This is a genomic window from Sphingosinicella sp. CPCC 101087 (assembly GCF_004151485.1).
Classification (GTDB): domain Bacteria; phylum Pseudomonadota; class Alphaproteobacteria; order Sphingomonadales; family Sphingomonadaceae; genus Allosphingosinicella.
Genome location: NZ_SBFF01000003.1, coordinates 202,998 through 226,294 on the forward strand (window position 1 = coordinate 202,998; position 23,297 = coordinate 226,294).

Here is a 23,297-nt window from a genome sequence, read left to right on the forward strand (position 1 = left end):
ACCGGGGTCCAGGCAAACGGGCCACTCCGGGCTCCCGCCTTCGCGGGAGCAGGGAGGCTCCATGATCACCAGTCCCGCCTTTGCCGGCAGGAAATATGCGGTGCTCGGCCTCGCCCGTTCGGGGCTGGCGGCGGTCGAGGCCCTGCTCGCCAGCGGGGCCGAGGTCATGGCGTGGGACAAGAGCGAGGAAGCGCGCGCCCGCGCGACCATGGCGCTGACCTCCGACGCGGCTGGGCGCTTCCGTCTCGCCGACCCTCTGGTCGAGGACCTCGCCGGTCAGGACGCCATCGTCGTCTCCCCCGGCGTTCCGCTGAATCGCCACCCGATCGCCGATCGCGCCCGTCTCCAGGGTGTTCCGATCGTCGGCGATATCGAGCTCTTCGCCTTGGCGCGCCCGGCCCTGCCGCCGCACAGGGTGGCCGGGATTACCGGCACCAACGGCAAGTCGACCACGACCGCCCTTCTGCGCCACATGCTCGACCAGGCCGGGATACCGGCCCTGATGGCGGGCAATATCGGCTTTCCGATACTCGGACGCGATCCGCTGCCTGCCGGCGGCGTCTACGTCCTCGAGCTCAGTTCATATCAGATTGATCTCACCCACAGCCTGGACTGCGACGTCGCCCTGCTGCTCAACGTCAGCCCGGACCATCTCGACCGATATTCGTCGGTGGAAGCCTATGCTGCGTCGAAGGCCCGATTGTTCGACATGCAGTCCGCCGGCCATGTCGCGGTGATTGCAGCCGACGATCCGACCACGCGCGCGATCGCGGACGGGATCGGGGACCGGGCCGTCCGCGTTTCGTCCGCCGATATCGAAAACCAGTCGCGATGGCCGGCGCTGCAGGGACCGCACAATGCGCAGAATGTCGCCGCGGCGGCGGCTGCGGCCCGCGCGCTGGGGCTCGACGAGGCGGTGATCGGCCGCGCGCTCGAAAGCTATCGGGCGCTGCCGCATCGGATGGAGCTGGTCGCCGAGAGGAATGGCGTCCGTTTCGTGAACGACAGCAAGGCGACCAACCCCGATTCGACTGCGCCGGCCCTCGCCGCCTTCCCAAAGATACACTGGATCGTCGGCGGTCTGCCCAAAGGCGACGACCTGGGGCCTTGCGAAGCCCATCTGAACCATGTCCGCGCCGCCTATACGATCGGCGAGGCGGGGCCGTTATTCGCACAATTGCTTGACGGAAAAGTCCCTGTAATCCAATGCGAATTGCTTGTCGAAGCGGTCCGGTGCGCATCCCGGGCGGCCATGCCGGGCGAGGTCGTCCTGCTGTCCCCCGCGTGCGCGTCCTTCGATCAGTTCCGGGATTATGAGGCGCGCGGCGATGCATTCCGCGCGGCGGTGGAGGCGTTGGCATGACGATGGGGGCGGCAGCGGGGCCTATTGCGGGCGTGACGCGGTCGGGGCGGCTCGGCCGTTCCGACATGAGCGCCATCGGGCGTTGGTTCTGGGAAATCGACAAGGTCCTCCTGATCCTCGTCGCCGTTCTGATCTCGATCGGCCTGATCGCCGTTGCCGCAGCCTCGCCGGCCGCCGGATCGCGCTATTCGGGCGGCGGCATCAACTTCGCGCCGCTCCATTATTTCTATCGGCAACTGATCTGGACCGTGGTCGCCGTGCCGGTTCTGATCGGCGTCTCGATGCTGCCCAAGGCGACGGCCCGGCGCCTCTCGCTGACCGGAGCCGCCTTCTTCACCGTCTTGCTCTTCCTTGTTCCCTATCTCGGCGCGGAGGTTAACGGTGCGCGCCGGTGGATCGGCCTGGGCTTTACCCAGTTCCAGCCGTCCGAATTCCTGAAGCCTCTCTTCATCGTCAGCATCGCCTGGCTGCTGTCGCTGAAGGACAAGGATCCCTCGCTTCCGATGGTACCGCTCACCGCGGTCATCACCGGAATCGTCGCATTGCTGCTGATGCAGCAGCCCAATTTCGGCGAGACGATCATCTTTGCCGGTGTCTGGGCCCTTCTGCTCGCCCTTTCAGGCGCGCCCCTACGCATCCTTGGCGTCCTGGGCGCCGCCGGCCTCGGGGCCATCGTGCTCGCTTACTTCTTCTATCCGGTCGCCACTGCGCGGATCGACGGCTTCCTGTTCGCCGAAGGCGACAATTACCAGGTGGAAGCGGCGTTGCGGACGCTCACTGCCGGCGGTCTCTTCGGGGCCGGTCCCGGGGCGGGGGTGCACAAATTCTCGCTGCCCGAGCCGCATACCGATTATATCTTTTCGGTGATCGGCGAGGAGTTCGGGATCATCGCCTGCCTGGCCATCGCGATCCTCTATCTCACCATCGTCGCTCGGGTGCTGATCCGGCTGCTGCACGAGGAGGACCGGTTCCTCGTCCTCGCCGCCGGAGGCCTCGCCGCCCAGTTCGGGCTCCAGGCGCTGATCAACATGGCCGTGAACGTCAACATCGCGCCCTCCAAGGGCATGACCCTGCCATTCATTTCCTATGGCGGCTCGTCGATGGTCGCGCTTTCGATCGGCTTCGGCCTCCTGCTCGCCTTCAGCCGCCGCAACCCGTATCTCCACCGCTCTCCTTACGTCGTCAAATGGAACGGCCTCAAATGAGCATGGTGCGCCATTACGTCCTCGCCGCCGGCGGCACCGGCGGACACATGATGCCTGCGCATGCGCTCGCCGAGGAGCTGATGACGCGCGGACATCGGGTGGCCCTGATCACGGACGATCGCGGCGCTAGGATCCCCGGCCTGTTCGAAAAGGTTCAGGTCCATGTCCTTCCGGCCGGGCGACTGGCCGGCGGCCCGGCGGGCTGGGTCCGGGCCGTGCGCGCGATCCTCACCGGACGATCGATGGCGCTTCGCCTTTACGAGACGTTCCGGCCTTCGGCGGTCATCGGCTTCGGAGGCTATCCGGCCTTCCCGGCACTGCTTGCGGCACGGCGGAATCGAATCCCCACGCTGATCCACGAGCAGAATGCGGTGCTCGGCCGGGTCAACCGTCTCGTCGCGGCCCGCGTCGACGCGATCGCCACGTCCTATCCCAATGTCGAGCGCTTGCCGGCTGCCGCCAAGGAGCGCGCCGAGTTCGTCGGCAATCCCGTGCGCGACGAGGTGCTGGCGCTTCGCGAGCAGCCTTTCCCTCCCCTGGGGCCGGACGGAATATTTCGCCTGCTCGTGACGGGCGGCAGCCAGGGTGCCTCGGTCCTGTCCGAAGTCGTTCCGGAGGGCCTGGCCCTGCTCCCCGAACATTTCCGCCGCAGGCTCCAGGTCACCCAGCAGTGCCGGGCCGAGGATATCGACGAAGTTCGCGAACGCTATGCGGGGCTGGGTATTCCGGCCGACCTCGCCACCTATCTCCCCGACATGCCGGACCGGCTTGCCTGGGCGCACCTCGTGATCGGGCGTGCCGGAGCTTCCACGATCGCCGAGCTGACCGTAGCCGGACGGCCAGCAATCCTAATCCCGCTGCCGACCGCGACCGACGACCATCAGACCGCCAATGCCCGCGAAATGGCGCGCGCGGGCGGAGCGCGGATGATTGCGCAGACGCGCTTCACCCCGATCGAGCTCGCCAAGCAGATGCAGAAGCTGGCGCTCGATCCGGACGCCCTCGCCAATGCAGCCGCCCGCGCCCGCGCACTCGGCAAGCCCGATGCGGCGCGCGCACTTGCGGACCTGGTCGAGCGGGTCGGCCGCCATCCCGGCGCCGATCCGCAATTCGTTCGCGACAATATCCTCACGCCGATGCCGGGCGGGGTGCCGGCATGAGAGGGGTGGGGACGGACATCGGCACCATTCATTTCGTCGGTATCGGCGGCATCGGCATGTCCGGCATCGCCGAGGTGATGCACATCCTCGGTTATAAGGTCCAGGGCTCCGACGTCGCTGAATCCTATGTCGTCGAGGGACTGCGCCAGCGCGGCATCCCGATCGCGATCGGGCACAGTCCGGACAATCTCGGCAATGCCGCCGTGGTGGTCGTCTCCACTGCGGTGAAGAAGGACAATCCCGAGGTCCAAGCGGCGTACGAGCGGCGGATCCCGGTCGTGCGTCGTGCCGAGATGCTGGCCGAACTGATGCGGTTGAAGTCGACCGTCGCGGTGGCGGGAACGCATGGCAAGACCACCACCACCTCGCTGATCGCCGCCCTGCTCGACGCCGGCGGAATCGATCCGACCGTGATCAACGGCGGGATCATCAACGCTTATGGCTCGAACGCGCGGCTCGGCAGCTCCGACTGGATGGTGATCGAAGCGGACGAGAGCGACGGCAGCTTCCTCAGGCTGGACGGCACGATCGCGGTCGTCACCAATATCGATCCCGAGCATCTCGACCATTACGGCTCGTTCGACGCGGTCAAGGACGCCTACGTCGAGTTCGTCGAGAACGTGCCCTTCTACGGCGCCGCTTTGCTGTGCGTCGATCATCCGGAGGTCCAGTCGGTGATACCGCGGCTTCGGGATCGGCGGATCGTCACCTACGGCTTCGCTGCCCAGGCCGACGTGCGCGGCGAGAATGTCACGCCCGTCCCAGGCGGCAACCGGTTCGACGTGTCGCTGCGCGACCGCACCGGCCAGGTTCGGACCATCACCGGAATCGAGCTGCCGATGCCGGGCCGGCACAACGTCCAGAACGCCCTCGCCGCGATCGGCGTCGCCGCCGAACTCGGCATTGAGGATGCGACGATCCGGCGCGGGTTCGAAAAGTTCGACGGCGTCAAGCGGCGCTTCACCAAGGTCGGCGAGGTCGACGGCGTCACGATCATCGACGATTACGGTCACCATCCCGTCGAGATAAAGGCCGTGCTGTCGGCTGCGCGCGAGGCCGTGAGCGGGGCCGATCACGGGAGGGTAATCGCGGTAGTGCAGCCGCACCGTTACTCCCGCCTCAACGGGCTGATGAACGAGTTCCAGGTCGCTTTCAACGACGCCGACATCGTCCTGGTGGCGCCGGTCTATGCCGCTGGCGAGGCGCCGATCGAAGGCGTCGACCACGAGGCGCTGGTCGCCGGACTGAAGGAGCGTGGCCATCTCGGTGCCCAGGCGGTGCCCGATGCCGACGCGGTGTGCCGCCACCTTCGCGACCTGGCCGCTCCCGGCGACATGGTGATCTGCCTCGGCGCTGGTGACATCACGAAATGGGCGGCGGGGCTGGCCGACGGCATCCGCAAGGCGAGGCAGGCGCGATGACCAGCCTCGTCGAGATCCCGTCGGTTCGGGGCAGGCTTCAGGCCGACGCGCCGCTCGCGCCTTTGGTGTGGTTCAAGTCGGGTGGCGCGGCGCAATGGCTGTTCGAGCCGAAGGACGTCGAGGATCTCCAAGACTTCGTCGCCGACCTTGATCCGGCCGTTCCGGTCATGGCGCTCGGCCTCGGCTCCAACCTGATCGTTCGCGACGGGGGTGTTCCCGGCGTGGTCGTGCGCCTGGGCAAGGCCTTCGCGCAGGTCGAGAGGCTCGACTCCACAAGCCTTCACTGCGGCGGCGGTGCCTCGGGCATTCTCGTCTCGTCTCGTGCGCGCGACCATGGCATCGGCGGGATCGAGTTTCTTCGCTCCATCCCGGGAACGGTCGGCGGGTTTGTCCGGATGAACGGCGGCGCTTATGGCCGCGAGGTCAAGGACATATTGGTCGATTGTGAAGTGGTTCTGCGCACCGGACAGAGGATGACCCTGGGCGCGGAGGCGCTCGGCTACAGCTACCGCCACAGCGAGCTTGCCGATCAGGCCATCGTCGTCGCGGCCACCTTCCGCGGACATGAGGACGATCCTGCGGCGATCCAGGCGGAAATGGACCGGATCGCGCAGTCCCGGGAGGAATCGCAGCCCCTGCGCAGCCGCACCGGCGGCTCGACCTTCAAGAACCCGCCTGGAACCAAGGCGTGGCAGCTCATCGACGAGGCGGGTTGCCGCGGACTTCGTGTCGGCGATGCGCAGGTGTCGGAGAAGCATTGCAACTTCCTGCTGAATCTCGGGGACGCGTCCTCGGCCGACATTGAGAGGCTGGGCGAGGAGGTCCGCCGGCGCGTGCTCGAACATTCGGGCGTGACGCTGGAATGGGAGATACAGCGCGTGGGGGTCGGCCATGGATAAGCTGCACATCGTCGTACTGATGGGCGGATGGTCGGCCGAGCGCGAAGTGTCGCTGACCAGTGGTCGCGGCGTTGCCGAGGCGCTCGAGAGCCGCGGTCATCGCGTCACCCGCATCGACATGGGCCGCGACCTCGCCCAACGCCTCGCCGAGACGAAGCCGGACATCGTGTTCAATGCGCTGCACGGAACGCCCGGCGAGGACGGCAGCGTCCAGGGACTGATGGATCTCATGGGAATCCGCTACACGCATAGCGGTCTCGCGACGTCGGTGATCGCGATCGACAAGGAGCTCACGAAGCTGGTGCTCGTTCCTCACGGAATCCGAATGCCCCAGGGCAAGGTGGTGTCGAGCGAGAGTCTCTATTCGGCCGATCCGCTGCCTCGGCCCTATGTCCTCAAGCCGATCAATGAAGGCTCGTCCGTCGGCGTGGCCATCGTCCGCGACGGCGGCAATTACGGCGATCCGATCTCGCCCGACACGGCCGGGCCGTGGCAGGAGTTCGATCGCCTTCTCGCCGAGCCGTTCATTCCGGGGCGCGAGCTCACCACGGCGGTTCTCGGGGAAGAGGCGCTGGCGGTCACCGAGCTTCGTCCCAGGTCGGGTTTCTATGATTATGATGCCAAATATACGGACGGGCTGACGGAGCATGTCTGTCCGGCGCAGATCCCCGACGACATCAGGGATTCCGCGATGGACATGGCGCTGCGCGCCCACCGGCTGCTCGGCTGCCGCGGCGCCTCGCGCTCCGACTTCCGCTGGGACGAGGAGAAGGGCGTCGAGGGACTCTATCTCCTCGAGGTGAACACCCAGCCCGGCATGACGTCCCTCAGCCTGGTTCCCGAGCAGGCCCGGGTGCGCGGCATCGACTATGCCGAGCTGGTCGAGCGGCTCGTGGAGGCGGCCCTATGAGCGCCCGCATCGCGAAGGGCGGCGCCGGCCGCGGCAACAACCGGGCGCGCGCCAAGCCGCGCCCGTCCGGCCGTTCGGTCAATACCCGGCGCGCCAAGAGCGAGAGCTTGCTCGATTCCTTCGGCTTCTCGCCCGGCACCGGCCGCCGGATCGGCGGCTGGGCCTTCGCCGCGCTGGCGGTGATAGCCGCGATCGCAGCGATCCTCGCCTTTCGCCTGCCCCAGATGGCGTCTACCGCACTTGCCGAATCCATCGGCGAGGCCGGGTTCGCGTTGCGGCATGTCGAGATCAAGGGCAATGTACGAGTCTCCCGTCTCGACGTGCTGAACGTCGCCTTCGATCAGAGTTCGATGGCCATGCCGCTGGTCGACATCGAGGCGACGCGGGACCGGCTTCTTCAGTTCGGATGGGTCAGGGAGGCGCGCGTGCACCGCCGCCTTCCCGACACGCTGGTGATCGACATCGTCGAGCGCGAGCCCGCTGCGATATGGCAGAATAATCGCGAGCTGAGCCTGGTCGATGCGGAGGGGGTGGTGCTCGAGCCGGTGCGGCTCGAGGCCATGCCCGAACTGCTGCTGGTCATCGGCGACGATGCCAACCACCATTTGGCGACGCTCCGCGCGCTGCTCGGCGAGGCGCCGCACCTCAGGCCCCAGGTGACCGGCGCCACGTGGGTGAGTGGCCGGCGCTGGGACGTGCGCTTCCAGACCGGCGAGGTGCTGGCGCTGCCGGAAGGGGATGAGGCGGCCCGCCGTGCGATCCGCAACTTCGCCCGGATGGACCAGCAGACCCAGCTGCTCGGCCGCGGCTTCGTCCGCTTCGACATGCGTATTCCGGGCCGTTTCATCGTGCGCGTGTCGCGCGAGCCGGGAACGAGCGTGCCCGAACTGGCGCCTCCCCAGCCCGCGACCCCGTCGCAGGGCCTGACGAGGACCATATGAGGCGCGCCCCTCCGCCGCCGGTCCGCAATCTGGTCGCGGCGCTCGACGTCGGCTCGTCCAAGATCTCGGCGATGATCGCCGAGCCGCAGGAGGATGGCCAGCTGCGCATCCTCGGGACGGGGCAGCGCGAGAGCCGTGGTGTCAAGCGCGGCTATATCGCCGACATGGAGCGAAGCGAGATCGCCATTCGCGAGGCGGTCGAGCAGGCCGAGCGCATCGCCGGCACCAATATCGACCAGGTGTTCGTCGGCTTCTCCGCCGGCGGACTGGTCAGCGACGTCGCTGGCGTCGAGGTGAATATCGGCGGGCGCCGCATATCGCGCGAGGATATCGACGCGCTCCTTGCGACGGGCAAGGACTCGATCGATCCGGAAGGGCGGATGATCCTGCACGCCATGCCGGCGCTCTACACCATCGACGGCGTCAATGGCGTGAAGAAGCCGCGCGGCCTCCACGCCGACAAGCTCGCCGTCGACATCCATGTCATCGCTGCGGACGCTTCCCCGGTGAAGAATCTCGATCTGTGCGTCCGATCCGCCCATCTGGGCGTCGAAGCCATCGTCGCGTCGCCGGTCGCCGCGGGGAAGGCATGCCTCAGCGAGGAGGAGCGGGAGCTGGGCGTTGCGCTGGTGGAGCTGGGAGCGGGCGTCACCAATGTCTCGGTCTTCGCGGGGGGAATGCTGGTGGGCCTGAAGTCGCTCCCGTTCGGCGGCTGCGACATCACCGACGACATCGCCTCCGCTTTCGGAACCCGCCGCGCCGAGGCCGAGCGGATCAAATGCTTCTACGGTTCCGCCATGATGAGCCCGCGCGACAATCACGACATGATCGAGCTCGCGCCGATCGCCGGTGGCCAGGAGGGGATGGAATCCGCCCGCATCACCCGAGCCCAGCTCGTCTCGGTGATCCGCCAGCGGCTCGAGCATCTCACCGCTCTCATCGAGGACGCGCTCAAGCAGCTCGGCTTCGCCGGACCCTTCGGGCGCCAGATCGTCCTTACCGGTGGCGGCGCCGAGCTCAAGGCGATCGCCGACTACGCCCAGGGCGTGCTCGGCCGGGCCGTCCGCGTCGGCCGCCCGTCCATGCCGGGGCTTCCGGAGGCTCATAGCGGACCTGCTTTCTCAACGCTCGCCGGGCTGGCGCAGTTCGCGGCTTCGGACGAGCTGGACCTTCGCGTCGGCTTTGCCGCGCCGGGCGGCGAAAGGTCAGGCGGCAACACGCTGCAGCGCCTGATTGCGTTGTTTCGGACTCAGTACTGAAGGAAAATGTGTGGATCGCGTTAACTTTTCGCTCGCACCGCAGAATCGCATCGTGCAAAAGGGTTTAGAGAGCATCGTGCGGACAGGCGGTTTCCGGATTTCCGGCCCGGCGATGCGTCAGGAAACGGCTTGGGGCCGCAAGGCTCGAAAGGGTGCGCCTCGTCGGGCGCCAGGGCTCTGGGGAGATAGTGAATGAGCATCGATTTCATCCGTCCGGAGGTCGAGGAGCTGCGTCCGCGCATCAGCGTGATCGGCGTCGGTGGCGCCGGCGGCAACGCCATCGCCAACATGATCCAGTCCGAGGTGCAGGGCGTCGACTTCATCGTCGCCAACACCGATGCCCAGGCGCTCAACCATTCGCTGGCCGACCGCAAGATCCAGCTCGGGCTGAAGATCACCCAGGGCCTCGGCGCCGGCTCCCGGCCCGAGATCGGCAAGGCGGCGGCCGAGGAGGCGATCGTCGAGATCGAGCAGGCCCTCGACGGAGCCCACATGTGCTTCATCGCCGCGGGCATGGGCGGCGGCACCGGCACCGGCGCGGCGCCGGTCATCGCCAAGGCGGCGCGCGACCGCGGCATCCTCACCGTGGGCGTCGTCACCAAGCCGTTCAGCTTCGAAGGCGCGCGCCGCGCTCGCTCGGCCGAATCCGGCATCGACGAGCTGCAGCAGCATGTCGATACGCTGATCGTCATTCCCAACCAGAACCTGTTCCGCATCGCCAACCCGAACACGACCTTCAAGGAAGCGTTCATGATGGCGGACGAGGTGCTGCAGCAGGGCGTGCGCGGCATCACCGACCTGATGGTCATGCCGGGCCTGATCAATCTCGATTTCGCCGACGTGCGCTCCGTGATGAGCGAGATGGGCAAGGCGATGATGGGCACCGGCGAGGCCGCCGGCGACAATCGCGCCATCGAGGCGGCCGAGCAGGCGATCGCCAACCCGCTGCTCGATGGCGTCAGCATGAAGGGTGCCAAGGGCGTCATCATCTCCATCACCGGCGGCGAGGACATGCGCCTGATGGAGGTCGACGAGGCTGCCAATCACATCAAGGACCTGGTCGATCCGGACGCCAACATCATCTGGGGCTCGGCCTTCAACAACGACCTGGAAGGCAAGATCCGCGTTTCGGTAGTCGCCACCGGCATCGACGTCGAGGAGGCCACTCAGGCGACTCCGCTCCAGGCGAAGGTGTTCGCTTTTCCTGGCGGCCGCACCGCCGAAGCGGCTCGCGCCGAGCCTTCTGCTCCGGGCCAGGCGGCGGCACCGATCGCGAGGCCGGCCGCTCCGCCGATCACCCTCGAGCCGCCCGAGATGGCGCAGGACGACGAGGCCGAGGAGCCGGTCAGCTTCATCGACGAGCCGACCGCGGCGCCGTCCGAGCTGGCGCTCGACGTGCCGGCGGACGAGGATCAGGGTGACGAGCTTCTCCTCGACACGCTGGACGGTGACAGCGGTGCGCCGTCGGCGCAGGACGACGAGGGCGGGCGACGCAGCTGGGTGAGCCAGGACGAGGCTCCAGCCCAGCCCGCGGCGAAACCGGCGCGCGAAGGCGGCACCTTGTTCGAGCGCATGTCCAACATCGCGCGTGGTGCCGCCAAGGCCCAGGTCGAGGAGGATCAGGGTCCGCGCCTGCGCACCGGACGCGACCCGCTCGACATTCCGCGCTTTCTCAACCGGCAGAACAATCAGTAGCCGCCTTCTCCGGCAGGCCCCGTAGACCAAGGCTGGACGTCCTGCGTGCCCATTGTGCGCAGGACGTCCGATCGCTCCTTGCCACGGCGTCGGCCGCCCGCTCGGCCGTTCTCCGTTTCATCGTCCGGCCGAACCGGTTGACCGCAAGCACGGCCGACGAGTCATTGCCCGTACAGCTACCCCACTGTCTATCGATGGCCATGACTTCATCGATGATGCGGGGATTCCGCCGCGGCCTGATGCTGCTGGCGACCAGCAGCTTCTTGACCGCCGCTGCGGCAGCGCAGCAGCAGCCGCCGCCCAACCTCCCGCCGGGGGCGGTGGTTCAGCCACTGGTGCGCGACGACGGCGCGGAGCTGCGCGGCCATCTCACCACGCTCGCCGACAATCCGCGGAGCGTCGACGCGATGGTCGGCGCCGGTCGCGCCGCAATGCGAATGGGCGATGTCGAGGCGGCGCTCACCTTCTTCGGCCGTGCCAACGAGCTGTCGCCGCGCGATCCGCGCGTCAAGGCCGGCATGGCATCCGGGCTGCTCCACATGGGGCAACCGCAGGCCGCCCTTTCCCTGTTTGCGGAAGCGGTCGCGCTGGGAGCGCCGGAGGTCGAGATCGCCGGCGACCGCGGACTGGGCTACGACCTGGTCGGCGATCCGCGTCGTGCCCAGCAGGATTATCTGCTCGCGCTGGGACGGCGCGACGACCCCGAGGTGCGGCGGCGACTGGCGCTCTCGCTCGCGATCAGCGGTCAGCGTGAAGCGGCTCTTCGCTTGATCGATGCCCAGCTGCGATCGAACGATCGCGCAGGCTGGCGTACCCAGGCATTCGTGCTGGCGCTCACCGGCGATGCCGCTGGCGCCAGTCGTACCGCCCAGGGAGTCATGCTGCCCGGCCAGGCGGAGGCGATGGCGCCTTTCCTCGCCCGGCTGGCGGCACTGAACCCGTCGGAAAAGGCAATGGCGGTCCATCTCGGCCGTTTCCCCGTCGGCGGCCCCGCAATGGGTGGTCCCAGCGTCGACACGACCGCCGATCCCCGCGCGGTGGCGGTCGCGATGGGCGGCGCGCCGACGGCGGCGCCCGCACCGGCGCGCCCGCCCGCCGCGACGCGCGAAGCGTCCGCCGAAACCGTGCGGGGCCGACCGGGAAGGGTGCGTTCGTCCACCGACGGTTCGCGAGAACTTGCTCGCGGGCCGGGCGAAAGCCCTCGGCCACGGGCGACGACGCAGGGCCGGACCGCCGCGGCCCCGCCGGCTGCGCCGCCACCTGCCGCGACGCAAGTGGCACAGGCGGATAGCCGGTGGTCGGGTGCGGCCAATCCCGCTCAGGCGCCGCAGGCGCAAGCGCCCGCGCCGCCGCGCCCTTCAGCCCTGGCTTCGTCGGGCGCGATACCGGCTTCGTCAACCGCCCCGCCGGCACTCCAGCAACCCGCGCCTCAGTCACCCGCGCCTCAGCAACCCGCGCCGCAGCAGCCTGCGCCCCAACAGCGCGTCGCGACGCCTTCCGGTTCGCCGCCTGCCGCAGCCTTGCAGTCCGGGCCTTCCTCACCGGCCATGCAGCGATCTGCGTCGGCCGCGCCCTCGGCCGTGCCTCCGGTCGCGAGTGCGGGTCCCGGCTTCAGCCTCGAGGCGGCGCCGCAGCCCGCCACGCCTAGCACGGCGGAAGCGCAGGAACGGCCGGCACTCGCCGATATCGCTGAACTGGTCCGAACGCTTCCCGCCGAGGAACGCGCCCGCCAGCCTTCGCCTTTCCGCGCGCCGGCGTCACGTCCGGCGCCCGCCGCCAACCGGGCGGCCGTGCCGGCTCGCTCGGCCGGCGCGCAACCGGCTCATCCGAGCCGGCACTGGGTGCAGATCGCCGGCGGCGCCAATCGCGCGGCCTTGCCCGCCGAATTCGCCCGGCTGCGTCAGCAGGCGCCCGAGCAGCTCGGCGGGCGCGCAGCCTATACAGCGACGCTTCGCGCGACCAACCGTCTGCTGGTCGGCCCTTTCGCGAGCCCGGACGAGGCGCAGGGGTTCGTCAACCAGCTCGCGCGGCACAATGTCGCGGCCTTCGCCTGGACAAGCGAGGCGGGCCAGGAGATAGAGCGCCTGCAGACCGGCCGATGAGGCAAGGGCCGGTTCCACGTCCGGTTGTGGACTCGAAGCCGCTTCGATGACCCTCGCTCCCTACGCTTCAGATCCTGCCCGCTCGCGCGGACGCCTGCACCCCGAGGAGGCGCGTGGCACGCGCGGTCCGCGCGATGCCTACCAGCGCGACCGTGACCGGATCATCCACTCGATCCCCTTCCGCCGCTTGCGGCACAAGACGCAGGTGTTCGTCGCCCCGGATGGCGATCACTTCCGAGTCCGCCTCACCCACAGCCTCGAAGTCGCGCAGATCGGCCGGACGATCGCGCGCGCGCTCGGTCTGAACGAGGACCTGACCGAGGCGCTCTGCCTCGCCCACGACATCGGGCATCCGCCGTTCGGCCATGCCGGTGAGGAGGCGCTCCAGTCGGCCATGGCCGAGGCCGGCGGGTTCGACCACAACGCCCACACGATCCGTCTGCTGACCCGGCTCGAATGTCCTTACCCGACCCATTGCGGGCTCAACCTCAGCTGGGAGACGCTCGAAGGGCTTGCAAAGCACAATGGGCCGGTCTTGGCCCCGCCTTGGGCGTTGGCGGAGGCCGATCGCGAGTTCCCGCTCGAGCTTTCCAGCTGGCCGAGCCTAGAGGCGCAGGTCGCTGCCCTCGCCGACGATATCGCCTACGACAATCACGACATCGACGACGGGCTTCGCGCCGGCCTGTTCACACTCGAGACCCTGCTCGAAGTCCCGCCCATCGCCCGCGCCTGGAACGCGGTGCGGGCGCGCTATCCGGACGTCGGACAGGAGCGCCTGCTCCCTGAACTGGTCCGCGAGCAGATCGGAATCATGGTGAACGACCTGCTCGAGGAGACGAAGCGGCGCATCGCCGGGGTGACCAGTCCGGACGCGGTTCGAGCGGCGGGAGGTCCCCTCGTCGCCTTTTCCGAGCCGGTGCGGGCCGAGGAACGGCAGCTCAAGGCCTTTCTCCATGCCCGCATGTACGAGGCGCCTGAGGTGGATCGGGTGAGGAAGGAGGCCCAGCATTTGCTTGCCCGGCTCTTTGCCGCCTATCGCGATGATCCTGCCCGCCTGCCGCCGGAATGGCGGCCGGCCTCGTCCGACCCGGTTATCGTCCTGCGCGCCATCGGCGATTTCGTTGCTGGCATGACCGACCGCTACGCCATCCGGCGTCACCAGGAATGGGTCGGGCCGGTCGACCTGCCGGAAGCGTTCTGAGGGCGGCCGGAGGCGCCATGGCCCGAATAGCACTCATCGGCGGGACCGGCCTGGTCGGCGGCCTTTTCGCCGACCGCCAACTGGCGGCGGGGCATCACGTCCTTCATGCCTTGGTCCGGCGCCCTGCCGGCCGGCGCTGGCAGGAGCATGTCGCGCCGCCGGAGCAATGGCCCGAAATCGCTCGCCGCATCCGCGGCGCGATCGCCATATCGGCCCTCGGGACCACCATGCGTGCCGCAGGCTCGTGGCCGGCCTTTCGCGCCGTCGACCACGACCTGGTCGTGGCTTTTGCCCGCGCCGCGCGCGAGGGGGGCGCGCGGCAACTGATCCTGGTCTCCTCGGTCGGAGCGGATCCCGCGTCCCGCAACACCTATTTGCGTATCAAGGGCGAAACGGAAGAGGCCCTCGGTGCCCTCGCTTTCGATCGGCTGGATGTCGTGCGGCCGGGCCTGCTTCGAGGCAAGCGAGGCGGGGACCGACGCCTCGGGGAGCGGATCGGCATCCGGGTGAGCCCGATCACCAACCTGTTCCTGCGCGGTTCGTTCGGACCCTATGCGGCGATCGACGCTTCGACGGTGGCAGTGGCGATGGAGAGGCTGGTGGGGCAGGTGTCGCCCGGCACTTATGTCCATCATAACGCCGATCTCCGCGCGCTGGCGCGTGCATGAGCTTCCCGGTGAGCGGTCATCCTGCTGCCGCCACTGGACGTCACGACACGGTCCATGTCGAGGAACACGGATCGCTCACGCAGGTGACGTTCAGGCTTGCGGAAGGGGCGACCTTGCTGTCGGTCGGCGGCCGGCCCACGCTACATTCGGCCTTGGGCGAGAAACTCTACGCGCTCGATCCCGTCACCGCCTTCCTGGCGCGCAAGCTTGGGACCGGCGCGTCCTTCGCGGGTCTGGCCGGAGCCCTGGTTGCGGACGGCCTGAGTCTAGACCAGGCCGGACGTTATGTCCGCCGCCTGCTGCGGCAATGGTCGGCACTCGGCATCGCGGCGGCGTACCTGCCGAAGGCTCGCCTCGGCGCGAGACGGCCCCAGGCGCTTCGCATCGCCAGTCTAGACGCCGTGCTTCATTTTGCGAGCGCAGGGGTCGAGGCCAGGGTGTTGCGTGCCTTCGCTCACCTGGCATCCGGAGCGCCCGCAGCCTCTCCTCGTCTGTCGATCGAGGCGTTCGAAACGAACGGCCTGGCACTGGTGCGTTGCAATGGCGGCGGCGCGGCAATCGTTTCGCGCTACGAAGTCGCGCCCCTCATAAAGGGCCTGCTGACCGAACATGTCCTCTCCCTCGCACCGCCCGACATCGCCGTGCACGCCGCCTGCCTCTCCCGAGGCGATCGTGCCCTTCTGCTGACCGGCTCGCCCGGCGCCGGCAAGACAACCCTGGCCGTCGCCCTTTCCCTTGCGGGATTCGCCCTCGCGTCCGACGACATCACGCTGCTCGACCCGGCCGGGCGCGCGCTGGGTGTGGCCTTCGCTCCTGCGGTGAAGAGCGGTTCGTGGCCCTTGCTGTCGCGCCTGCGGCCCGACCTGCCGGAAGAGTCGGTCCACCTCAGGTCCGACGGAGTAAGAGTGCGCTATCTGCCGCCGCTCGCCCCAATCCAGGCAGCCGGGCTCGAGATCGGATGGATCGTCAACCTTCGCCGCACGCCTGGCGTCGGGGCCGGGCTCGAACCGCTCGATCCGGCGGGCACCCTGGCGTGCCTGGTCGGTGAGGCCCATTCGGCCGCCGGAGCCGCTAGCCTGGAGACCTTGCGCATGCTGATCGGGGTTGCCGAGCAGGCCCGGGGGTTCGACCTCGTCTATTCCGACCTCGACGATGGGGTCCGAACCCTGGCGGCAGCCTGTGCCTGATGTCGCGGCCGAGCCGCTCGCCACCCTGCTCGCCTGCTTCGCGGGCGAGCCGCCGCCTGACATCGATTGGCCCAGCGCGCTCGCGGCGGCCAACCGGGCACTGGTCACCGGAATATTGGCGGACCGGATCGGGGACAGGGCGCCGCCGGACGTGCGGGCGTTTCTCGCCGCCATTCGCGGCCGGACGGCGGAGCGCAATTCCCGCCTGGCCGCCCAGCTTCGCGAAGCGCTCGGCACGCTCAATGCCGCCGGCATACGGCCGATCCTGCTCAAGGGCGCCGCGATCCTCAACACGGCCGGCGTGGACTGTTCGGGCCGGATCGTCTCGGATCTCGATCTGATGGTGCCGCCATCCGCGATGGGGGACGCCGTCCGCTGCCTCAGCGAGATCGGCTATCGCGAATATGCGCCGAGCGGGCTGGCGCTGGGGCCGCGCAACCTGTTCCGCCCCCAGGACGTCGGCATGCTCGACCTTCATAGCCGGACGAAGGTCCGCCACCCAGGCCTCGCTTATCAGGACCTGCTCGGCGACTGCACCGACGCGGCGATCGGGGGAGCAAATGCGTGGCTGCCGTCGCCGACCGCCCAGGCCTTCTTCTTCATCCTCCACGATCAGCTTCAGGAGCGCGATTATTGGCGCGGCCTCGTCGATCTGCGGCACCTGCTCGACCTCGCCGCCCTTGCCCGGGCGCCGGGCGGCGTGGACTGGGCAGCGCTCGCCGATCGATTCCCGTCGGGCTTCCCCCGGCGAGCGCTGGCCGTGCAGTTGCGGACTGCCGAGACTTTCTTCGCGCTCGACATCCCGGCGCATCTCCATGCCGGCCGCTGGCCGCGCCTTCAGGTGCGCCGGCGCCTTGCCCAGCTTCGCCGTCCGTGGCTCAGGGTCCCGCTGACCCTTCTCACCTGGCTGGCCGATCCGCCCTGGCAGGCGGGGCTGGCCGGCCCGCGCGCGACGCCGATCGAGCATAGCCGGCTCAGCCGGCTGCCCTTGCCGCAGCCGCTTCGCCATGCTTTTGCGGCGGCATCACGCTTCGTACAGCAAGCCGGCCCGGGCAAGCTTTAGCCCGGGCAGGGATTCGCGTTCGATGGCTATGAGGACCTGCGTCGTGAACTCATAAGCGCGATGAGGTCACGACCGACTTGATCTGCTGCGACGTAGCGATCGGTGCGAAGGCTTGGGCGTTCCCCTGAGGAAATCGTCGGCTGGGATTTGCGGACATTGGCAGCAGCCAAGACGGAACGTCCCTGTTTTCCCGCACGCGAGTGGCTATATGCCCGCCGAAATGAGCACTTCCCACAGACCTCCGACGCTACGCCAACGCGTCCAGTCTTTCCTCGAGACGCGAAATTTCGAGCACGCCATCACCGCTGTGATCGTGGTCAATGCGATCGGGCTGGGACTGGAGACCTCGCCCGAGATCATGGCGCGCTTCGGCGGGATCATCTACGCGATCGACCGCGCCGCGATCGCGATCTTCGTGGTCGAGCTCGCGATGAAGCTGTTCGCTTACCGCCTGGGCTTCTTCCGCAATGGCTGGAACATCTTCGATTTCGTGATCGTCAGCGCGGCACTGGTGCCGGCATCGCAGCAGTTTTCCGTCTTGCGTGCGCTGCGCATCCTGCGGGCGCTCCGGCTCGTCTCGGTCGTGCCCAGCATGCGCAAGGTCATTGTCGGGCTGTTCAGTGCGATCCCAAGCATCGGGACGGTGATCGTCATGCTGGTGCTGCTGTTCTACGTCAGCGCGGTCATGGCAACGAAGCTGTTCGGCGCGGCATTCCCTGAATGGTTCGGAAGTTTTGGCGCTTCGCTTTATTCGTTGTTCCAGATCATGACGCTGGAAAGCTGGTCGATGGGAATTGTCCGTCCGGTGATGGAGCAGTTCCCCTATGCGTGGGCGTTCTTCGTGCCCTTCATCCTGCTTACCAGCTTCATCGTACTGAACCTGTTTATCGGTGTGATCGTGAACGCCATGTCCGAGGCGACCGATGAAGAAGCGCATGACGAACGCGAGGAAATCCTGCGCGAACTGCGGACCTTGGGGGAGGAAGTGCGGGCCATTCGCAAGGCTGCGGAGAAGAACGCTGAACCCGCGAGCTAAGCGTCAGCCTTTACCCATCTCGGACCCTCCCGGTTATGAGTCTGGGACCTGGGCGGTATCGACTTTCAGTTCATTCAGGCGAAGGCGACCTTTTTCCTTATCGTCCCTGTGAGCAAGGCTCATGGGGAGGGGGACCACCCACCGGGTGGTGGAGGGGCAACGCGGCCTTAAGCTCCTCCACGGCGTTCCGCGGTCCCCCTCCTCATGCACCGGTGCGTCCTTCGGCGACAGGGAAGATTGGATGTCGATACGCCCTAGTTGCCGCCGCCGCGCCGGCCGGGATTGCCGGGACCGGTGCCCGGTCCGTCGTTCTGCGGCGGATTGCCCGGTGGCTGCGGATCGTCGGACCCGTTTCCGACGCCATTATTGCCATTGTTCCCCCCTTTGCCGTTATTGCCGCCCGGCCTTCCCCCGGTCGATTGCGCGATCGCCGGCGAGGCGAGTGAGGTCGACAGGAGAATCGTCATCGCCGGTGGGACCGTCGCCGCGAAGCGGCCGGCCGACTTGAGGAAGGCACGGCGGTCTTCCCCGCCCGGATCCAGCCCCTGGCTGGTTTCAACTTGGTTCATGAAGGGTCTCCTTCGCTATTGCCTACAAGTCGTGCCCGGCCCGTCTCGTCTCCAAGCGAAGCCGGCTCCCCTCCGCCCGCAGGACGAATTGCCGGACGGTCGATTCCGGGCAAGACGGCGCCGCCGCATCGGCCGTGAAAATGCACCGCCGCGTCGCTTCGCACGGCCCGCCGGCGGTCGGGACCTGTTCCGGCTGCAGTGGAAGTTCCGACCATGCCCCTGTTCAAGGCCTCCATATCGTCGGGCTTCGGGAGGCGGCGGGGCGCCAGGGCCTGCCCTGCCTCGGCAACTCGACCGAAGCGCCTCTATGGGAAGGCGCCACCGCCGTTCATGGCAAAGGTCATGAATCGCGGGGCTGAGGCGAAGAGCGCTGCCGGCGCCCGGATCGTCTTGCGACCGTTCGCCTGCTTCAAAACCCTCCGCACCTCCGCTAAGGCCGCGGCTTCCCTGCTGGACTGGATGGACCAAGTGACCCTCTACGCCCGTTTCGCCGCGCATATCGATGCCGTGCTCGACGCCCTTGAAGGCGAAGGCCGCCTCGCGCCGGGGCTCGACCGGTCCGCCGTTGCCGTCGAGCCGCCGCGGGATCCGTCCCACGGCGACCTTGCCACCAATGCGGCCATGGTGCTGGCCAAGCGCGCCGGTACCAATCCGCGCGCACTCGCCGAGATGATCGTGCCGAAACTTGCTGCGCTGGAGGATGTGGAGGGTGCCGAGGTGGCGGGACCGGGCTTCATCAACATCCGGCTCGGCCGCTCCGTCTGGGAGGAGGAGCTCCGGGCGATCCTCGCCGACGGCCCCGATTACGGGCGCTCGGACATGGGCGGCGGGCAGACGGTCAATGTCGAATATGTATCGGCCAATCCGACGGGTCCGATGCACATGGGGCATTGTCGCGGCGCCGTGGTCGGCGACGCGCTGGCGACCCTTCTCGAATATTCCGGGCACGAGGTGATCCGCGAATATTATGTCAACGACGCCGGCGGCCAGGTCGACGTTCTCGCCCGCTCCGCCCACATGCGCTATCGCGAGGCGCTCGGCGAGGAGATCGGGGAGATCCCCGAGGGCTTCTATCCCGGCGACTATCTGAAGCCGGTCGGCGAGAAGCTTGCAGCCGAGCATGGCGACCGTTTCGCCGCCGCGCCGGAAAGCGAATGGCTGGTGCCGTTCCGCAAGGCGGCGGTGGCGATGATGATGGACCAGATCCGCTCGGATCTCGCTCTGCTCGGCATCCATCACGACGTTTTCGCCTCGGAAGCCGAACTGCAGGAAAAGGGCCTCGCCGATCAGGCGCTCGAAACCCTTCGTGCGCGCGGACTGGTCTACGAAGGCCTGCTCGAACGGCCGAAGAGCCTCGAACCTAATGACGAATGGGAGCCTGTCGAGCTCACGCTCTTCCGCGCCACCGAATTCGGCGACGACCAGGATCGGCCCGTCAAGAAATCGGACGGGAGCTGGACCTACTTCGGCGGGGACCTGGCCTATCATTTCCAGAAGGCGCAGAAGGCCGATCAGCTGATCGACATCTGGGGCGCCGATCACGCCGGCACGGTCAAGCGGATCAAGGCCGCGGTCGCGGCTTTGACCGAGGGTCGCACGCCTTTCGACATAAAGCTGGTGCAGATGGTCCGCCTGCTGCGGGCCGGCGAGCCGGTGAAGATGTCCAAGAGATCGGGCAATTTCGTCACGCTCGCCGAGGTCGTGAACGACGTCGGAAAGGACGTGGTGCGCTTCACCATGCTGACCCGCAAGGGCGACGCCCAGATGGATTTCGACTTCGCCAAGGTGGTCGAGGCATCGAAGGACAATCCGGTCTTCTACGTCCAATATGCCCATGCCCGGATATCGTCGCTCGCCCGCAAGGCGGCCGAGGCGGGCATCGACATGGCGACGCCGGCGGACCTCGGGCGACTCGACGAGGACGAGCTGGCCCTGGTCGGGCTTGCCGCCCAATTCCCCCGAGTCGTCGAGCAGGCGGCCGCCTCGCACGAGCCGCACCGGATCGCATTCTATCTCGGCGACTTGGCTGCTGCCTTTCATGCTCAGTGGAACAAGGGGAATGACGATCCCGAAAAGCGTTTCCTCCTGGCACAGAATCCCGAAATGACACGCGCCCGTCTGGAACTGGCGAGCGGGATCGGGCAGGTTGTGCGTAATGGGCTGGCGCTGATGGGCGTTCAGGCGGTCGAGGAGATGCTCTGATCGCCCGCCGCCGGCCAAGGCGAGACTGACCGGCGCTGCGGGCGACGGGGGGAGAGCGAGATGACGGACGAGGCGCGTGGGGATGTGATCGGCGAGGACGATCGCCTGCCCTGGCTCGAGGCGGTCGAGGAGGATGAAGACCAGGGCGGGCCTTCCGTCGCCAAGATGATCGGTGCGATCGTCATCGGCCTGGTCGCGATCGGGCTCATCGTCGGGGGACTCTTCTGGCTCGGGAATCGCAGCCGCGAAGGCGGTGGGGGCGAGATCATCGCGGCGCCCGAGGGCGACTATAAGGTCAAGCCGGCCGATCCCGGCGGGATGAACGTCGCCGGTGAAGGTGATACCGCCTTCGCCGCGAGCGAGGGGGATGTGCCGAAAGGCCGCCTCGACACCAATGCGGTCCCCGAAGCGCCCGTCGCGCGCCCCTCGGCACCGGCTGCGCCGCAGGCCCGGCCGCCCGCCCAGGCTCGGCCGCCGGTTCAAGCCCAGCCGCGGCCCCAGGCCCGGCCCCAGGCTCCGGCCCCGACTGCCGCGGGAGCGACGATTCAGCTAGGCGCCTTCTCTTCTCAAGCTGGCGCCCGGCGCGCCTGGACGGCCTTGTCCGGGCGCTTTCGCTACCTGGCGCCGCTGAGCCATTCGATCCTTCCGGTTCAGACCGATGGGCGCACCCTCTACCGCCTGCGCGCGGTGGGTCCGGATGCCGCGGGCGTCTGCCGGCGCCTCCAGATCGCTGGAGAGGACTGCGCCGTCGTCGGCTGACGGCGGCTCTGCGAAGCGGACCCGCTTCCTGCGCGGCTCGGCTTCGCTTAGACCGGGGCGATGATTCCCGCCATTTTCGGCCTGAGCGGCGATACGTTGACCGAAGACGAGCGCGCCTTCTTCGTCGAGGCCGCCCCTGCCGGCTTCATCCTGTTCGAACGAAATTGCCGGGACCCGGAGCAGGTTCGCCGGCTCACCGACTCGCTGCGGGCGCTTTCCGGGCGCAGCGACGTACCGATCCTGATCGACCAGGAGGGCGGCCGTGTCGCCCGCCTCAAGCCCCCCGCTTGGCCTGCCTTCCCGGCGCCGCAGCGCTTCGCCCAGCTCTATCGCCGCGCCCCCATCAGCGCGATCGAAGCGGCGCGGGCCAACGCGCAGGCAATAGCGCTTGTCCTCGCCGAGGCGGGAATCAATGTCGATTGCGCCCCGGTGCTCGACCTTCGCCGGGAAGGCGCGCACGGCGTGATCGGCGATCGGGCGCTCGGCGCGGATCCGATGCAGGTCGCTGCCCTTGGCCGAGCCATTCTGGACGGCTTGGCCGCCGGCGGGGTCTGCGGTGTCGTCAAACATGTTCCGGGCCACGGCCGCGCCGCCGCCGACAGCCATTTCGAGCTGCCGATCGTCCGGGAGGACGGCGCCGAGCTGGCGGACGACCTCTATCCCTTCGCGGCGCTTGCCGACGCGCCGATGGCCATGACCGCCCACATCCTCTTCCCGGCCTGGGATCCGGAGAGATGCGCCACCCTGTCGCGCGCTGTCATCGTGGACGTGATCCGCGGTCGCATCGGCTTCGACGGGCTGCTGATGAGCGACGATATCGCCATGGCGGCCCTGTCCGGAACGCTCGCCGACCGCGCCCGCGGCGCGATCGCGGCGGGTTGCGATCTGGTGCTTCTCGGATCCGGCGCGATCGCGGAAAATGAGGCGGTCGCTGACGCGCTTTCCGCAGCCGCCCCCACCGTCTTGGATCGGCTGGACCGCGCCATGAAGCGAGTCGCCGGAAAAACATCGTCGGATCCGTTCGACGCGCTGGCGGCGAAACGCGACGCCTTGCTGGCTTATGCCTGACCGCCCGATCGTCCGGAGGGCGCGGCCCGATGATTGGCCGGCAGTGGCGGCTCTGCACGCACTGAGCTGGCAGAGCGCCTATCGCGGCATCTATCCGGACGCCTTTCTCGATCGCGACGTGGTCGAGGATCGGCGCGCCTTCTGGCGCGAGAGGCTCCCCGCGATGGACGGCGAAGTCGATGCGGTCTTCATCGCGGAGCGCGACGGCAAGCCGACCGGCTTCGCCTGCATCCGGCGCGAGAGCGACCCGGCCGGCCCATTGCTCGACAATCTCCATGTCGATCCCGAATGCAAAGGCGGCGGAATCGGTCGCCGCCTGATCCGTGCCGCCGCTTCGTGGCTGACCGACCGGTCGCCCGACGCCTCGCTCCAGCTATACGTCTGGGCCGCAAACCATGCTGCGCGCGGCTTCTACGATCGGCTCGGAGCGGTGGAGGTGGAGCGGTTCGACGAAGAGGTCCCCGGCGGCGGCATGGCATCGATCGTCCGGATGCGCTGGGAACGGGCGCGGCTGTTGCGCGACTGATATTCGGCTATTCTCGTCACGCGGCCGCCGGCTTATGAACGACGGCGCATCCCGCGGTCGGTC

At 68.1% G+C, this 23,297-nt stretch carries 20 protein-coding genes; 19 read left to right on the forward strand and 1 reads right to left on the reverse strand.

All coding sequences use genetic code 11. The annotated features are described in order from the left end of the window. Positions 1 to 61: 61 nt before the first annotated feature. The 15 genes from murD to EKM57_RS06295 all read left to right on the forward strand — a co-directional run bounded on the left by murD (position 62) and on the right by EKM57_RS06295 (position 18,110). Positions 62 to 1,363: a UDP-N-acetylmuramoyl-L-alanine--D-glutamate ligase gene (murD, locus tag EKM57_RS06225; protein ID WP_129791619.1), complete on the forward strand. Its 1,302-nt coding sequence runs from the start codon at positions 62 to 64 to the stop codon at positions 1,361 to 1,363. Beyond that, on the forward strand, positions 1,360 to 2,568 hold the full coding sequence (locus EKM57_RS06230) for an FtsW/RodA/SpoVE family cell cycle protein (protein ID WP_243450913.1): 1,209 nt from the start codon (positions 1,360 to 1,362) through the stop codon (positions 2,566 to 2,568). Before murD ends, EKM57_RS06230 begins: the two co-directional genes overlap by 4 nt. Next, positions 2,565 to 3,728 (forward strand): undecaprenyldiphospho-muramoylpentapeptide beta-N-acetylglucosaminyltransferase, encoded by a 1,164-nt coding sequence (gene murG, locus EKM57_RS06235; protein ID WP_129791620.1) that lies wholly within the window; start codon positions 2,565 to 2,567, stop codon positions 3,726 to 3,728. Before EKM57_RS06230 ends, murG begins: the two co-directional genes overlap by 4 nt. After that, entirely contained in the window at positions 3,725 to 5,149 is a 1,425-nt protein-coding gene (gene murC / locus EKM57_RS06240) for a UDP-N-acetylmuramate--L-alanine ligase (RefSeq protein ID WP_129791621.1), read from the forward strand. Before murG ends, murC begins: the two co-directional genes overlap by 4 nt. Next, entirely contained in the window at positions 5,146 to 6,048 is a 903-nt protein-coding gene (gene murB, locus EKM57_RS06245) for a UDP-N-acetylmuramate dehydrogenase (protein ID WP_206185315.1), read from the forward strand. The genes murC and murB overlap by 4 nt, the downstream gene beginning before the upstream one ends. After that, entirely contained in the window at positions 6,041 to 6,958 is a 918-nt protein-coding gene (locus tag EKM57_RS06250; RefSeq protein WP_129791622.1) for a D-alanine--D-alanine ligase, read from the forward strand. The genes murB and EKM57_RS06250 overlap by 8 nt, the downstream gene beginning before the upstream one ends. Continuing rightward, on the forward strand, positions 6,955 to 7,899 hold the full coding sequence (locus EKM57_RS06255; protein WP_129791623.1) for a cell division protein FtsQ/DivIB: 945 nt from the start codon (positions 6,955 to 6,957) through the stop codon (positions 7,897 to 7,899). The genes EKM57_RS06250 and EKM57_RS06255 overlap by 4 nt, the downstream gene beginning before the upstream one ends. Then, positions 7,896 to 9,158: a cell division protein FtsA gene (ftsA, locus tag EKM57_RS06260; RefSeq protein ID WP_129791624.1), complete on the forward strand. Its 1,263-nt coding sequence runs from the start codon at positions 7,896 to 7,898 to the stop codon at positions 9,156 to 9,158. The genes EKM57_RS06255 and ftsA overlap by 4 nt, the downstream gene beginning before the upstream one ends. A gap of 192 nt (positions 9,159 to 9,350) precedes the next feature. After that, positions 9,351 to 10,853 carry a cell division protein FtsZ gene (ftsZ, locus tag EKM57_RS06265; RefSeq protein ID WP_129791625.1) on the forward strand — a complete coding sequence of 501 codons (1,503 nt, stop codon included), beginning with the start codon at positions 9,351 to 9,353 and terminating at the stop codon, positions 10,851 to 10,853. Between the two features lie 212 nt (positions 10,854 to 11,065). Continuing rightward, positions 11,066 to 12,955: an SPOR domain-containing protein gene (locus EKM57_RS06270; RefSeq protein ID WP_165357215.1), complete on the forward strand. Its 1,890-nt coding sequence runs from the start codon at positions 11,066 to 11,068 to the stop codon at positions 12,953 to 12,955. A gap of 46 nt (positions 12,956 to 13,001) precedes the next feature. Beyond that, entirely contained in the window at positions 13,002 to 14,156 is a 1,155-nt protein-coding gene (locus EKM57_RS06275) for a deoxyguanosinetriphosphate triphosphohydrolase (protein WP_129791627.1), read from the forward strand. Positions 14,157 to 14,173: 17 nt separating this feature from the next. Continuing rightward, positions 14,174 to 14,824 (forward strand): NAD(P)H-binding protein, encoded by a 651-nt coding sequence (locus EKM57_RS06280; protein ID WP_129791628.1) that lies wholly within the window; start codon positions 14,174 to 14,176, stop codon positions 14,822 to 14,824. 8 nt (positions 14,825 to 14,832) lie between these two features. Beyond that, positions 14,833 to 16,011 carry a hypothetical protein gene (locus EKM57_RS06285; RefSeq protein ID WP_129791629.1) on the forward strand — a complete coding sequence of 393 codons (1,179 nt, stop codon included), beginning with the start codon at positions 14,833 to 14,835 and terminating at the stop codon, positions 16,009 to 16,011. Further along, positions 16,004 to 17,074: a nucleotidyltransferase family protein gene (locus tag EKM57_RS06290; RefSeq protein WP_165357217.1), complete on the forward strand. Its 1,071-nt coding sequence runs from the start codon at positions 16,004 to 16,006 to the stop codon at positions 17,072 to 17,074. The genes EKM57_RS06285 and EKM57_RS06290 overlap by 8 nt, the downstream gene beginning before the upstream one ends. 220 nt (positions 17,075 to 17,294) lie before the next feature. Beyond that, positions 17,295 to 18,110, forward strand: a complete 816-nt coding sequence (locus tag EKM57_RS06295) for an ion transporter (protein ID WP_129791631.1) — start codon at positions 17,295 to 17,297, stop codon at positions 18,108 to 18,110. A 254-nt stretch (positions 18,111 to 18,364) separates the two neighbouring features. Here EKM57_RS06295 and EKM57_RS06300 read toward each other — a convergent pair whose 3' ends face one another. Then, positions 18,365 to 18,679 (reverse strand): hypothetical protein, encoded by a 315-nt coding sequence (locus EKM57_RS06300; RefSeq protein WP_129791632.1) that lies wholly within the window; start codon positions 18,677 to 18,679, stop codon positions 18,365 to 18,367. Between the two features lie 468 nt (positions 18,680 to 19,147). On the opposite strand from EKM57_RS06300, the gene argS reads away from it, so the two are divergent. Genes argS through EKM57_RS06320 form a run of 4 tightly spaced genes read left to right on the forward strand, consistent with a single transcriptional unit; the run spans position 19,148 to position 23,234 of the window. After that, positions 19,148 to 20,881 carry an arginine--tRNA ligase gene (gene argS / locus EKM57_RS06305; RefSeq protein WP_129791815.1) on the forward strand — a complete coding sequence of 578 codons (1,734 nt, stop codon included), beginning with the start codon at positions 19,148 to 19,150 and terminating at the stop codon, positions 20,879 to 20,881. 60 nt (positions 20,882 to 20,941) lie between these two features. Further along, positions 20,942 to 21,640, forward strand: a complete 699-nt coding sequence (locus tag EKM57_RS06310; RefSeq protein ID WP_129791633.1) for an SPOR domain-containing protein — start codon at positions 20,942 to 20,944, stop codon at positions 21,638 to 21,640. A gap of 60 nt (positions 21,641 to 21,700) precedes the next feature. Then, positions 21,701 to 22,708 carry a beta-N-acetylhexosaminidase gene (nagZ, locus tag EKM57_RS06315; protein WP_129791634.1) on the forward strand — a complete coding sequence of 336 codons (1,008 nt, stop codon included), beginning with the start codon at positions 21,701 to 21,703 and terminating at the stop codon, positions 22,706 to 22,708. Further along, positions 22,701 to 23,234, forward strand: a complete 534-nt coding sequence (locus tag EKM57_RS06320) for a GNAT family N-acetyltransferase (protein WP_129791635.1) — start codon at positions 22,701 to 22,703, stop codon at positions 23,232 to 23,234. Before nagZ ends, EKM57_RS06320 begins: the two co-directional genes overlap by 8 nt. Positions 23,235 to 23,297 lie beyond the last annotated feature (63 nt).